This is a genomic window from Sphingobacterium sp. LRF_L2 (genome assembly GCF_965644235.1).
Lineage (GTDB): Bacteria > Bacteroidota > Bacteroidia > Sphingobacteriales > Sphingobacteriaceae > Sphingobacterium.
The window spans coordinates 1-14219 of record NZ_CBFFRI010000002.1 but is presented as its reverse complement, the minus strand read 5'-3'; the positions used below and the strand labels follow the sequence as shown (position 1 = coordinate 14219).

16 protein-coding genes are annotated in these 14219 nt (G+C 37.1%); 13 read left to right on the top strand and 3 right to left on the bottom strand.

Annotated features, from left to right (window positions below):
• Positions 1-21: 21 nt before the first annotated feature.
• Complete coding sequence (locus ACSZOX_RS03190; RefSeq protein ID WP_437918309.1) at positions 22-441, bottom strand: DoxX family protein; 420 nt, start codon at positions 439-441, stop codon at positions 22-24.
• Positions 442-572: 131 nt separating this feature from the next.
• Positions 573-1046: a Dps family protein gene (locus ACSZOX_RS03185; protein ID WP_437918308.1), complete on the bottom strand. Its 474-nt coding sequence runs from the start codon at positions 1044-1046 to the stop codon at positions 573-575.
• A 310-nt stretch (positions 1047-1356) separates the two neighbouring features.
• Here ACSZOX_RS03185 and ACSZOX_RS03180 point away from each other — a divergent pair, with 310 nt between their 5' ends.
• The 7 genes from ACSZOX_RS03180 (at position 1357) to ACSZOX_RS03150 (ending at position 8868) form a co-directional block, all read left to right on the top strand.
• Positions 1357-3039: a pseudouridine synthase gene (locus ACSZOX_RS03180; RefSeq protein WP_437918307.1), complete on the top strand. Its 1683-nt coding sequence runs from the start codon at positions 1357-1359 to the stop codon at positions 3037-3039.
• Positions 3040-3199: 160 nt separating this feature from the next.
• Positions 3200-5794, top strand: coding sequence for a DUF5686 family protein (locus ACSZOX_RS03175; protein WP_437918306.1), 2595 nt, complete (start codon positions 3200-3202; stop codon positions 5792-5794).
• A 169-nt stretch (positions 5795-5963) separates the two neighbouring features.
• Positions 5964-6542 (top strand): Crp/Fnr family transcriptional regulator, encoded by a 579-nt coding sequence (locus tag ACSZOX_RS03170; RefSeq protein WP_437918305.1) that lies wholly within the window; start codon positions 5964-5966, stop codon positions 6540-6542.
• A gap of 87 nt (positions 6543-6629) precedes the next feature.
• Positions 6630-7001, top strand: coding sequence for a VOC family protein (locus tag ACSZOX_RS03165; protein WP_437918304.1), 372 nt, complete (start codon positions 6630-6632; stop codon positions 6999-7001).
• A 3-nt stretch (positions 7002-7004) separates the two neighbouring features.
• Positions 7005-7436 (top strand): SRPBCC family protein, encoded by a 432-nt coding sequence (locus tag ACSZOX_RS03160; protein ID WP_437918303.1) that lies wholly within the window; start codon positions 7005-7007, stop codon positions 7434-7436.
• Between the two features lie 80 nt (positions 7437-7516).
• The gene (locus ACSZOX_RS03155; protein ID WP_437918302.1) at positions 7517-7930 is read left to right on the top strand and encodes a DUF6157 family protein; all 414 of its coding nucleotides are present in this window, start codon (positions 7517-7519) and stop codon (positions 7928-7930) included.
• Positions 7931-7935: 5 nt separating this feature from the next.
• Positions 7936-8868 (top strand): DUF1801 domain-containing protein, encoded by a 933-nt coding sequence (locus ACSZOX_RS03150; protein ID WP_437918301.1) that lies wholly within the window; start codon positions 7936-7938, stop codon positions 8866-8868.
• 105 nt (positions 8869-8973) lie between these two features.
• Here the strand turns inward: ACSZOX_RS03150 and ACSZOX_RS03145 are convergent, their stop codons facing one another.
• Positions 8974-10512, bottom strand: a complete 1539-nt coding sequence (locus tag ACSZOX_RS03145) for an alpha-N-arabinofuranosidase (protein WP_437918300.1) — start codon at positions 10510-10512, stop codon at positions 8974-8976.
• A gap of 364 nt (positions 10513-10876) precedes the next feature.
• On the opposite strand from ACSZOX_RS03145, the gene ACSZOX_RS03140 reads away from it, so the two are divergent.
• From ACSZOX_RS03140 to ACSZOX_RS03115, 6 genes are read left to right on the top strand one after another with little or no spacing between them, the layout of a single operon-like run.
• A complete protein-coding gene (locus tag ACSZOX_RS03140; protein ID WP_437918956.1) occupies positions 10877-11254 on the top strand; it encodes an SRPBCC family protein in 378 nt (125 codons plus the stop codon).
• 23 nt (positions 11255-11277) lie between these two features.
• A complete protein-coding gene (locus ACSZOX_RS03135) occupies positions 11278-11724 on the top strand; it encodes a VOC family protein (protein WP_437918299.1) in 447 nt (148 codons plus the stop codon).
• A gap of 2 nt (positions 11725-11726) precedes the next feature.
• Positions 11727-12245 (top strand): SRPBCC family protein, encoded by a 519-nt coding sequence (locus ACSZOX_RS03130; RefSeq protein ID WP_437918298.1) that lies wholly within the window; start codon positions 11727-11729, stop codon positions 12243-12245.
• A 9-nt stretch (positions 12246-12254) separates the two neighbouring features.
• A complete protein-coding gene (locus ACSZOX_RS03125; protein ID WP_437918297.1) occupies positions 12255-13079 on the top strand; it encodes a VOC family protein in 825 nt (274 codons plus the stop codon).
• A gap of 4 nt (positions 13080-13083) precedes the next feature.
• The gene (locus tag ACSZOX_RS03120) at positions 13084-13536 is read left to right on the top strand and encodes an SRPBCC domain-containing protein (RefSeq protein WP_437918296.1); all 453 of its coding nucleotides are present in this window, start codon (positions 13084-13086) and stop codon (positions 13534-13536) included.
• Between the two features lie 39 nt (positions 13537-13575).
• Positions 13576-14118, top strand: a complete 543-nt coding sequence (locus ACSZOX_RS03115; protein WP_437918295.1) for a DUF1697 domain-containing protein — start codon at positions 13576-13578, stop codon at positions 14116-14118.
• Positions 14119-14219: the final 101 nt, after the last annotated feature.

The window sequence follows — 14219 nt, the reverse complement described above, 5'->3', positions numbered from 1 at the left end:
GTAATCACGATCCTTTCTTGTTTATCTTCCTTTTTTAAATAAGAGATAATCTATGCTGAATTTGCCAGGTCCCAACAGCAATATGCCCAGATAGCCCCCCAAAAAAGCAGTAACCAGTTCATGTTTTCCAAAAATTTCCCAATTATGTATAGAGAAAATCACCAAAATAGTAATTAAAAGAGGTATGGTCGCCAAACGAGTAAATAAACCAATGACCAATAAAATAGAACAAAAGAACTCTGCAAATATGGTTAAACTGAGCGAAAACGTCCCCCCTAAGCCTAAGAAATCCATAAATTGACCTTTACGTTCGTTAAACTCGACTAACTTAGCGTAGCCATGATGTGGAATCATCAGTAATCCAAATACAAAACGTAATATAAAAGCCGTGAGACTCAGCGCAAGGGATCCTTTGGGAACAGTAAAAAAGAATTTCTTCATTTGTCAATTATTTATTATTTCACAAATATAATAGGACTTGAAGAAATTTCTCTTGCTAAATTTAAATTAGTCTAAACAAAAAACTTTCCTTTTTATAAAAAAGGAAAGTTGATCCTAATTATCAGAAATTCTTAACGCAAATGTGCTCGTAACATCCACGCAGTTTTCTCATGTTGCTCTATGATACTTACTAAAAAATCCTCTGTACCAGCATCGTGATGTTTATCGCCCACAGTATCAATTTGCTCCCGAACATAGACGATAATAGACTCAAAATCAACCAACAATTCCTTAATAAACCCCTTGCTATCATTTTTATCATAGCGGATCTCGGTCAATTCCGTCAATGCCAAAAATTCTTTCATCGTACCTACAGCATAGTGACCAATAGACCGAATCCGTTCAGCGATTTCGTCAATAGTTTCACTCAGTTGATCATAGATGCTTTCGAAAAATAAATGCTGGGCATGAAAGTCTGCACCTTCTACATTCCAGTGGGCATTGCGAGCTTTCACGTAGAGGACATGTTCATCAGCCAACAATTTGTTTAAAATAGAAGCCACCGCCTGTCTATCGTTTTCTTTAATACCAATACTTGTTTTCATGAATTTAAATTTTAAGAATATACAATTTGATTTTTATCCATATGAATAATTAATGCCTGTAGCCTGTTCATGTATAGGAAAATACAGCTACCATAACATCAAATTCCACCGTTTATTCTAAGCAAGAACCATGCTAAAATCGATATGGCGGACATCCACTAAATGGTGGTACACCTCGGTCTTTGTCTTCAAAAAATGACAATCTGATGCCCAAAAATAGCTTTAGCATTTTTTAACTACCACACCCCTATTCAGTTTATCTAAAATTAGCGACAAACTTTCTATTTTTGTACAGCAAAAAAGTATTGTCATGGCTACATCTGCCCTTTTTCTTCATACATTCAAAACAGATATTTCTGAAATTAAAAAACCAGAAAAATTCACCTTTCCATTTTGTTACGAACCCCATCCTTTAAGTAAAATTGCTGCAACAGAATTACAAGAATACCTAGAAACGCAGGACGACTTTGTACACAATTTTGGGCTAACAGCTATGGATGGCTTGATTATTGGCAAGATGTTCGGTGTACTCGTTGTGGAAACACCAACTGGAGAATTAGCGTACCTAGCCGCATGCTCCGGCAAGTTAGCTGGATCTAATCAGCATCGTTACCTCGTGCCTCCTATTTTCGATATGCTCCAAAAAAACAGTTTCTTTATCCTCGAAGAAGAAGAAATTAATAAATTGAACAGGACCTTAGGAAAATTAGAAAACGATGTAAAAATTCCGCTATTACAAAAAGAGTTAAAAGAACTCGAAGAAAAGGCGGCTAGTTCACTTCGAGCAGACCGTCATAAGATGAAGGAGGCAAAAGCTGCTCGAAAGCAGTCTCGGGACGAAAACAAGCCTATACTATCAGAAGAAGCTTATAAAATTTTAGAAGAAGATCTCGTCAAGCAAAGTTACCGAGACCAGCACGAGCACGCGGTATTGAAAACTTACTGGAAGCAGAATATTCAACAGTTGCAGGATGAACTACACATTCTCCAACACGAAATAGAATCACTACGTGCATTAAGGAAAGAGAAATCTTCTAATTTACAACGTAGACTATTTGACCAGTACCAATTTCTCAACGCAAAAGGACAACCTAAAAGTGTATTACAAATCTTCAACGATTATGACGTGTCTATTCCGCCAGCTGGAGCTGGTGAATGTGCTGCGCCTAAACTTCTTCAATACGCCTACGCAAATAACCTTTTTCCTGTTTGCATAGCTGAATTCTGGTGGGGAGCTTCTCCTGCTTCCGAAATACGTCGCCATAAAACATTTTATCCCGCTTGTAAGAGTAAATGCGAACCTATTTTAACACATATGTTGGATGGACTAGTTCTTGATCAGAATCCGATGTTAGAGAATCCGGCCGAAGGTAAGGACATAGAAATCATTTTTGAGGATGACGATATCGTCGTGGTCAATAAACCTTCGGAGTTTTTGTCTGTGCCGGGTATTAATATTAAGGACTCCGTTCAACACCGCATCATGGAACGTTTTCCTTATATAACAGGGCCAATCATCATCCATCGCTTGGATATGTCAACCTCAGGCATTCTTGTGTTGGCCAAACATAAAGATGCTCATCAGTTTATACAAGATCAGTTTATTAAACATACCATTAAAAAGCGATATACGGCCCTTCTTGACGGTCAATTGGCCACGAAAGAAGGCGAGATCAATTTACCCATTCGGGTAGACTTAGATGATCGTCCTCGTCAGATGGTCTGTTACGAGTATGGCAAACCTGCGCAGACTTTATTTAAAGTAGTCTCTAAGGAAGGAGAATTTACAAGGGTTCATTTTTTTCCACAAACCGGCAGAACCCACCAACTACGTGTACATGCCGCACACTCGCTAGGCCTAAATCATCCTATTGTGGGAGATGATCTATACGGTACACGTGCAGAAAGACTCCATCTACATGCTGGCTTCATTGAATTTGTACATCCGCGCAGCAAATCAAGCGTCAGTTTTACAGTTGAGGATCCTTTCTAATTGTAATATTAAAATCAGAAAAATCAAAAAAAAGTCACAATAAAGAATGCTATAGCATTTCACTTTTCAAATATTTAAACTATTGTTACTTTTGTTCGAATTTCCAAAGACTTGACTTAGTTAGTTCAAAAGTCAAATCGATAGTTTATAAAATATCATTATGTCTAGATATCATATAAAAACAGCTAGCAAACAAATAGGAATGCTTGTTTTGTTTATCACGATCTCCCTTGTGTCTTTCGCACAAACGCTGCATATTAAGGGCAAAGTGATGGATGTAACAAACAAGGAAGCTATTGGATATGCTACAGTCGCCGCTATAGGTTCAACGACTGCGACATCGACAGATGATAACGGGAACTTTGCATTAAATGTAGAACCCGGCTTCTCCAAAATCAGAATTTCATATGTTGGCTACGAATCGCAAGATGTAAGCATAAGTGGCGAAACATATCAGGAACTCAATATATACCTTGTTCCCGAAGAAAACACCATAGAAGCTGTTACAGTGAAAGCACCTCGGAGATCTAAATATTCAAATAAAAATAATCCCGCGGTAGAGTTAATTCGTCAAGTAATAGCGCACAAAGATGAAAATCGCATAGAAGCCTATGAGTACGCGGAATATGAACAATATGAAAAAATATCCCTTGGATTGAGCAATCTCTCTGAAAAGTTTAAAAATAGAAAAGTTTTTAAAAACTATCAGTTTCTGTTTGAGAAAGAAGATGCTGAAGAAGGCCAAGTAGAAAAAGGATATACTTTACCTGCCTTTATTGAAGAGCGTTTGTCACAAATTTATACCCGCAAAAAACCAAACAATACCAAACAATTAATATTAGCAGAACAAAGGGCACAATTCGATCCAAAATTTATTGATAACAATGGTTTGAGTGCTTACTTTAATAAACTGTACCAAGATATTGACATCTATGAAAGTAATATTGAGCTTGTTACGAATCAATTTTTAAGCCCAATTGCTGGTTCATCCCCCACTTTCTATAAATTCTACATCACAGATACCGTTAAAACGGTAACTCCTTATCTCGTTGAGCTAAGTTTTTTTCCTAGAAATAAGGCGGATCTGTTATTCCAAGGGAAACTCTATATTACATTAGATGGGAAGTATGCGGTAAAACGTGCAGAATTAAGTGTTGCTGATGATATCAACTTAAACTTCGTCAGAGATCTCGATGTTAAACTCGAATTCCAACAAGATCAACAACAGCGCTATTACCTCAAAACAAGTTCCTTAGGTTTAGACTTCTCCTTAACGGACAAAGGTACTGGTATAAAGGGGAATAGAACAGTAACTTTTGAAGATTTCAAAACGGGCGTTGTACAACCCGATAGCATTTATTCTGGACCTTCTGTTATCAAAGTCTATGAACAAAAAGGACAACAACAGCAGGCGGCGCAACCAGACGATTATTGGACGATGCATAGACCGATTCCTTTGGAAGCAAAGGAACAGAATATCTATAAAAATATTGATACGTTACAGCTTATACCTTCATTTCAACGTTTCATGGATATTAGTGCCCTTGTGTTGTCTGGTTATAAACAAGCAGGTCCCGTAGAAATTGGTCCAGTTAACACTTTTTATAGCTTCAATCCCGTAGAAGGATTTAGGCTTCGTTTGGGTGGACGTACGACAGATTTATTAAGCAAAAGATTCTATGCAGAAGGTTATGCGGCTTATGGATTCAAAGATGAGAAGTGGAAATATTTTCTGAGTGGAACATACGCTTTAAATAACAAATCTGTATATACGTTTCCACAACATTACCTGCGCGCATCCGTTATGCGAGATACGAAAATACCAGGGCAAAATTTAGAATTTGTACAGGAAGATAATTTTTTACTTTCCTTCAAACGGGGGGAAAACGAACGTTATCTCTACAATGATATCTATCGTCTAGAATACAAAAAAGAGTTTGAAAATCACTTCTCTTACACTATCGGCTTGTCAAAATGGAAACAGCAACCTGCTGGTATACTCACTTATCAAATGTTGGACGCTAATGGTAACAATACTGTATTTAACGAACTAAACACAACGGAACTTTCCGCTAGTTTGCGCTATGCTCCCAATGAAGAGTTTTACCAAGGAAAACTATATAGAACCCCGATATTCAATAAGTATCCTATTTTCTATCTGAATTATGTCGCAGGGTTAAAGAATGTGCTAAACGGTGACTATAACTACCATAACTTTACTTTGGGCGTCGACAAACGCTTTTATTTCTCTCAGTTAGGATACGCTGATGTAAACGTAGAAGGAAATTATATTTTAGGTGATAATATACCTTTTCCGTTTTTAAACATACATCGCGCCAATCAAACGTACGCGTATCAACTGCGCTCTTACAACCTTATGAATTTCTTAGAGTTTGTAAGTGATCATTCGGTCTCTACCAACATACAATATTACATGAATGGTTTTTTATTAAATAAAATCCCTCTTATCAAGAAACTAAAATGGAGAGAAGTATTTAGTGCAAAAGTTATTTACGGAGGACTTCGCGATGAGAATAATCCAAGCTACACGAATCAGGTATTGCAATTTCAGAAAAATGAAGATAACGTTCCAATCACGTACGGATTCAGCAACAAACCCTATGTGGAGGCCAGCGTAGGTCTTTCGAATATCTTTAAGTTTATTCGTGTGGATTATGTAAGACGCCTGAACTATCTCGATCAGCCCGACGCCCCTAAACATGGTATACGAGCGCGCATCAAATTCGACTTCTAAGATATTCACCCATTAGCAAAAAAAGCCACTTCCTAAATAAGTGGCTTTTTTTATGATATTTAAGCTCTTTAGTAAGAAACAATCCGCAGATTTTTATACTTTTAGTTATTAATTAGTTTGATTTTACGAGACAGCAATAACCAGCATAAACGTTCATAAGCATCTTCCTATGTATCCAGACAAAATTCAGTTAATTTATCAATATCCCTCGATGACCCAGGTTGATCTTGAACAGATCGTTGCCCAGCACGAAAAAGTAAATTTAAAAAAGGGAGATTTCATCCTAAAGAAAGGTCAAGTTAGCGATTGTTATTACATTTTAGAAGATGGAATTATACGTTCTTTCGTTTACGATTACGATGGAAATGATATCAGTACAAATTTCTTTTGTAAAGATGAAATTGTTATTGAAGAAGCTTCGATTTTCCATCATATCCCCACGCAGGAAAATATCGTTTGTTTAACAGACTGTACCCTTTGGAAAATTAATTTCGAAAATTTTCAGGCATTATTTGAGACCATACCCGCACTAACCGAATGGGGTCGGGCATGGATGGCCTATCAATTATTTTTAACAAAAAAAAGAGCATTAGATATTATAACATTGCCAGCTATCGATCGTTATAAGCAACTTTTAGAAGCTAAACCCCAAATATTGCAACAAGCGCCCTTGAAATTTATTGCGACCTACTTGGGAATCACCGATACATCGTTAAGTCGTATTCGCAAAGAGCTCGTTGGAAAATAGGACTTTTTGAAAACTTGTCCTAAGACAAGTGTGTTCATCAAATGTAGCTGTATTTTTGAAGTACATACACAACAAAACACACGCAACATGGAAATTAGCTTTGATGCAGGAATCAATATCGCCATGAAAATTCCTTTAGAAAAATATCGGGAAACAGTCGCTTTTTACCGTGACATTTTATTGTTTGATGTGGAAGAAATTCCGATTACTCATCCTACAGTACTCGCCACACATCGCTTAACTTTCGGACAAAACATATTATGGTTAGATTGTGTTAAGGAGTTAACATCGTCAAAAATATGGTTCGAAATCCTTACAAAGAACATAATGGAAACAACGAATTATCTGCACACAAATGAGGTTCGTTTTTGCGACGAAATTGAAGCTATTGATCAGTCCAAAATGCATTGGATTAAAGATCCCTGCGACAATGTGATTTTAGTAAAAAACAAAGAATAACATATGGAAGCTATACAAATCAAAGCAACAATTAACAATCGTGTAGAAACAGTATGGAACGCTTATAATTCCGCAGAAGATATCATGCAATGGAACCAAGCTTCAGATGACTGGCACTGCACGCAGTCCATTAACGATTTACGTGTAGGTGGTAAATTCAAAAATAGAATGGAAGCAAAAGATGGAAGTTTTGGGTTTGACTTTGAAGGTATCTATACAGGTATAATCCCCTTCAAACGCATCTCGTATAACATACCCGATGGAAGAAGTGTCAATATCACTTTCACAAGTCGTGGGACACAAACAGAGGTAAAAACGAGCTTTGATCCAGAACATGAAAATCCTATAGAAATGCAACGTGACGGTTGGCAAGCAATACTCAACAATTTCAAAAACTACGTAGAACGTATCTATGGAGACATGACAAATTTATAATTAACGAAAATCCATAATTATACCGATGTAGCCTGCTCTAGAATTTAGAGTGACATTAAATTTCAACAAAGTATTCAGAAATGAAAACGCACAGCACTAATTACTTTAATACACTTATTACCGTAGCCGAAGATACAAAGGCTGTTACAGGAATCTGTCCAGTCGAAAAAGGCGAAAATAAAACGATAGCAAATTACCAATACGCTTTATTGATGAGTCATCCCTATTGCTTTACCTCGGACGGTCTTATTTTTTCAATCCATGCACAACGTAAAGAACTACTTGAAAAAGAGCTAGAGCAAGCGCGTATGCTGTTTTTTTCAAAAGGTCAACCTTGTTTGCGAACGTCACCTTTAACAAAACAATACGGTTGGGGAATCCACGCCAATAGCGAAGGAAAAGTCAAACTAGTAAATAGTTCTTCTAGTGAGTATTTACAACTCTTAGAAGATCCGGAGGTAACTAAGGTCGCTGCAATGAAATCTAAGCGTTAAGTATTATGGATAAAAATTTCACAACTGTAGACGAATACATTGCTCTTTACTCGCCAGAAGAACAAATATTACTTCAAGAAGTACGCAAGGCTATACATGAGGTAGCACCAGAAGCTTCGGAAACTATTAGTTACCAAATGCCTACTTTCCGTTTCAACGGTAATTTAATCCATTTCGCCTTGTATAAAAATCATTTAGGAATTTATCCTGGATCTACCGCTATAGAACATTTTAGCCAAGCACTGTCGACGTATAAAACAACAAAAGGCGCTATTCAGCTCCCTATAGACAGACCCCTACCGAAAGATATTATACAAAAAATAGTACGATTCAACCTCAATTTATTGCAGGAGAAATCTTCTCCCGACTGGAAGCGTTATCATACACAGTGGGAAGATGCAACAAAAATCATAGAACAAATTGTAGATCAACTCCCTCTAACAAAGACCTTCAAATGGGGAGGAGACGTTTATACATTTCGGAATAAAAATGTATTTTCATACAGGGGATTCAAAAATTACTTTGCTATTTGGTTTTATAATGGTGTTTTTTTATCCGATCCAGAAGGTGTTTTAGTAAGTGCTTCCGAAGGTAAAACAAAATCTTTACGTCAATGGCGTATCACAAGTATAGCCGAAATAGATGTCAACAAAGTAAAAATGTACATCGAAGAAGCGATACAGACTGTTCTTGACGGAAAAGAAATCAAAATGGAAAAGATGGGAGAAAAAACTGTATCAGGTATTTTAAAAAACGTACTCGATGCAAATCTAAAATTACAGGAAGCTTTTGAACAACTAACCCCAGGAAAAAGGAAAGACTACATCATTTATATTGAGGAAGCTAAGCAAGACAAAACAAAAATGGCCAGAATAGAAAAAATTATCCCTCTAATACTGACAGGTAAAGGTCTAAACGATAAATACAAACCCTCTTAATAACACTTTTCATAGCGGAGATAGTCTTCAAATATTGAAGACTATCTCCGTTAGATGCTCAAATATGCCATGATGCATAATGAGGTAGTAATAATGAAAATTAATTTAATTAAGCTCTAGAACGACAACCGAAAAAGGAGGTAAAGTCAACTGAACTAAATCTTTTTTCAATTTTGCATCTTCAAAAGCCTTTGGTACAATTCGATTATTCGCATCGAAGTCATTGAAATCGCGAAGTTTCTTTGTTGTCAAAATACGACCAGATACATTTTTATACGTTTGACCTAAATTGACCGTAATATCCTGTTTTGCTGTGGGATCGATGTTTACAATAGAAAGATGAACTTTTCCATCTTTACTTTTAGACGCAGAAGCAGAAACTGCAGGGATAGATTCACCATTTTTCTCCCATTGCTTACTCGCTAACGTTAAAGGAATTAAAGTAGCATCTTGATGTACTTTATACATTTCCATTACATGAAAGGTCGGTGTTTTAATCATCTTCTCACCTTTTGTTAAAATAACAGCTTGCAGAACATTGATTGTTTGTGCTAAATTAGCCATACGAACACGTTCAGCATGATTATTGAAAATATTTAGCGTCATCCCCGCAATCATAGCATCGCGCATCGTATTTTGTTGGTATAGAAATCCGGGATTAGTGCCTGGCTCCACCTCATACCATCCACCCCATTCATCCACAACTAACGCCACCTCTTTTTTAGGATCATATTTATCCATAATCGCACTATGCTTTTCTACTAACTCATTCATAAACCAAGCCGACTTCATCGTTTGAAAATATTGATCATCAGTATACTCAACAGATGCACCTTTTTTACTCCAATCTATTACTGCATAATGATGAAGAGCGACCCCTTTAACTAAACTTTTAGGAAGGTTTTTCATTAAGGTCTCCGTCCAATGGTAGTCAGCGCTATTTGCACCAGATGCAATTCGGTACAAGCCTCCAGTATTTGTCCAATCAGACATAAAGGTCGCATATTTTCTATAGATATCTGTATAGTACTCCGCGGTCATGTTTCCTCCACATCCCCAAGCTTCGTTACCCACTCCCCAAAACTTAACATTCCAAGGCTTTTCGCGACCATTTTCACGACGTAAATCAGACATTGGGCTCCGTCCCTGAAAATTAACGTACTGTACCCAATCCGCCAGTTCCTGCACCTCTCCACTTCCGACGTTTCCGGCCAAATAAGGTTCCGTACCTAATAATTCACACATATTCAAAAAATCGTGCGTACCAAATGAATTATCCTCCGTCACCCCTCCCCACCAGTTATTTACGATTGATGGTCTATTTTCTTTTGGACCTATACCATCTTTCCAATGATAGGTATCTGCAAAACAACCTCCTGGCCATCTCAGATTTGGTATTTCCAATTCTTTTAAAGCAGCTATCACGTCATTTCGAACACCGTTGGTATGAGGAATTGTTGTATTTGCTTCCCCCACATAGAAACCGTCGTAAACGCAACGACCCAAATGTTCAGCAAAATGACCATAGACATGTTTACTGATTTTAACCGCCGATTGATCTGATGATAATTGAATGGTAGTTTGAGCCGACACACTTCCAAGTGTCAGACCTAAGAAGAGTACTGAAAAAATATGCTTCTTCATAAATTTAAAATAGGTTTACGTCCCTAATATACAAATATAAATGTCAAAAAAACATTTAATAAAAAGATAATTCTTGTAAATGGAACAAAAGGAGGATTCACTTGTTGTATCGCTTAGCTATACGATTGTAAGAGTGGGCTTAAAATCTTGTCTTATGACAAGTGGGAATAGGATTGATGCAATTAACTTTGATACAATGTTGAACAAAAAAGTTCACCACAAGTATAAACTACTAAATATTGAAAAAATGAGCATGAAGAATACTATTCAATTTATAGTAGCGGACTCTGGAAAAGAAGTTCGCGTTTCAAGACAATTTCCTGCAACACTCGATGAAGTTTGGCGTGCGTGAACAGATGCAGAAATACTTGATCAGTGGTGGGCACCAAAACCTTGGCATTGCAACACTAAAAGTATGGATTTTCGAGAAAAAGGAAAATGGATTTATGCTATGAAAGGTCCTGAAGGAGAAGAAGCTTGGGCTAGCTTCACTTTTGAACAAATAGAACCCCTATCAGCAATAGAAGGTCAGGATAGCTTTACAGATGAAGAAGGCAATATTAATGAAGGATTTCCAAGGATGTATTGGAGAACGGAGTTTAGCGAAAACGAATTAGGTACCTTAATCGAAAATAAAATTGTAGCACGATCAAAAGAAGACCTTCAAACTCTACTTTCTATGGGTTTTAAAGAAGGATATGAAATGGGCTTAGACAATCTTGAAGAATATCTCACCAAATAATCTCACATTCAACAAACAAAATTATGGCAAAAGTACACGCTTATTTAAATTTTAATGGTAATTGCGAAGAAGCTTTCACCTTTTATCAAACGGTCTTTGAAAGCCCACTATCAGGTGTATATCGTTTTGGAGACACACCCGAAGATCCTAACTTTCCAACACCCGAAGAAGATAAAAACAAGGTTATGCATACCTCCCTTCATATCAACAAAGATGTGATGCTTATGGGGTCCGATTGTATTGAAAGTTTCGGTCAGAAGGCAACCTATGGCACGGGATCCTATATTATGTTGGACACCGATACTGCGGAAGAAGCCCGCACACTATTCGATAAACTTGCTGTTGACGCTCAAAATCTAGAAATGGATCTTGGCGAAACATTTTTTGCTGAACTTTTTGCATCATTCACAGATAAGTTCGGCATCGCATGGATGATTCATTTTGAGGGCAATAAAAAAATGGGGCAATAACAATGAAATTCTTAAAATACCTTTTGATCACCATTGTCGGTATTATAGCTTTGGTATTAATTATCGCTGCTTTCCTTCCAAAAAAGTTTCATGCTGGTAGTGAAATCGTTATCAATCGTCCCGTTACAGAAGTTTTCGATTATGTTTCCTCATTAGAAAAGCAGGGCACGTACGATGCTTGGTCTAAACAAGATCCTAATATTGAAAAAAAATATACAGGAACGGATAGAACAGTGGGCTTTACTTACGAATGGAAAAGTAAAAAAGTTGGCGATGGAAAGCAGGTTATCACCAAAATAGAACCTCAAAAACGAATTGACATGGATTTATTTTTCAATGGCTCTGACGTAGCCAACAAATCGTTTATAGAAGTATCTCCAATAGACGAAAGCAGTACTCGTGTGACTTGGGAAATCGACGGTGAGATGCCCTATCCTTTCAATATCATGAACGTTCTATTCGATATGAGCAAAGATTTTGAAACAGGATTAAAAAACCTGAAAGGCATTCTAGAAAAGTAAAGGAGAAACATGAAGAGCAAAATCTATCCAGCTATTTGGTGTAACAACAACGCATCAGATATATTTAATTTCTATACCGAGACTTTTTACGGTAGTCAGATTATAGAATCAAACCCTATTGTAGTCTCTGCCGAAATCCTCCAAGTTCCCTTTATAGGCATCAATGGTGGACCGATTTTCAGACCAAACAATGCCATCTCCTTTATGATCATCTGCGAAACCGAAGAAGAAATCAAGAAGCTCTGGCAAACGTTTGAACCCCAAGCTGAAATTCTTATGTCTTTACAGTCATACCCTTGGAGCCCACACTACGGTTGGCTTTGTGATTTACATGGTGTTTCTTGGCAGTTTTACTTAGGAAAACTGGAAGATGTAAACAATCAGCAACTCGTTCCTACACTTATGTTCTGCGGACCACAACAAGGCAGATGCCAAGAAGCTATACATTTCTATGCACAAACATTTAAACATTTTAAATCACAAGGGCATATACCTTATCCTGACGGCGAGAAAAAAAGACAAATCATGCATGCACAATTCATTGTGGAAGGTTTTACCTTAATGGCTATGGATAGCGGTGTAGACCAGTCTTTTTCTTTTAATGAAGGTGTCTCTTTCGTCATCTCTTGCGATGACCAAGATGAAATAGATTATTATTGGGATTTATTCACAGCAAAAGGAGAAGAGAGCCGTTGTGGCTGGTGTAAAGATCAGTTTGGTGTAAGCTGGCAGATTGTTCCTAAAAACCTCTCTAGCATTCTGCAACGATATCCCGATGCCAATAAAGCATTAATGCAAATGGCCAAAATTGAAATCGAGAATCTCAAAAAGTAACAAAATGATGCTTACTGCAAATGCAAAAATAGAAATCCAAAAGAATATCGAAGAAGTATTCGAAGCGATTGTCGACCCAATCAAGATGAGCGGTTATTTTATAGCGACCAGCAGCGGCGTATTAGAAGAGAACAGCACCGTCCAATGGACATTCCCCGAGTTTTCAGATTCTTTTCCGGTAACAGGAAAAAGAATCAAACAGCCGTACTACATTTCATTCGATTGGAGCGGCGGACAAGAACATCAACTTGTGGAGATGCAACTTACAGCAGGAAAAAGCAACAGTACCATTATCCAAATCACTGAACGAGAGATGCCTATCAATGAGGAAGGGATTGAACAGATGAAAAAACAAACAGAGGGATGGGCTAACTTCTTAGCATGCCTTAAAGCATATCTAGAATATGGGATCAATTTAAGGCAAGGAGCATTCGATTTTTTACAGAACAACGAGTAAATTAGCTGCATTTATTTAAATTGTGGTTTATAAAATAGCATGGATAACATATACACTTACGTGATACTACTGCGTGCCGTAAATGTTTCGGGCAAAAATATCATCAAAATGGCAGATTTACGTGAACAACTTAAAGATGCGGGATATAAAAACGTCCAAACTTATATACAAAGTGGCAATATCATTTTGGAATCAGATCTATCAAAAGCCGAAATAGAAAATCGAATACAAAGTCTTATCCAATTAAAATTCCAATTGGATATTCCTGTATTTGCATTACGGCCTCTGGAAATCGAAAATATAATAACGGAAGGGCCTCAAAATGAAAACTTAGATCCAAGTCGTCTTTTCATTACCGTACTAAACCAAGCACCAGAAACTGCACTCACGGAAGCTCTTCGTTCAATTGATCACGGAGACGAATGGTTCAATGTTAAAAAAAACATTTTATACTTCTATATACCTCAAGGTATGGCAAAGTCAAAAATGAATAATGCCTACTTTGAACGTAAATTGAAAGTGGTAAGTACGGGTCGAAACCTAAATACTTTTCAGAAATTATTGGCCTTATCAAAAAAATAGAAATTTCTATCAACAACAATAATAGGATCAGAGTCAAAACCTGTGGACTACGCAAATAATTTGGTTAATCTGAAGAGGAAGAAATTGATGTCACCCACCCC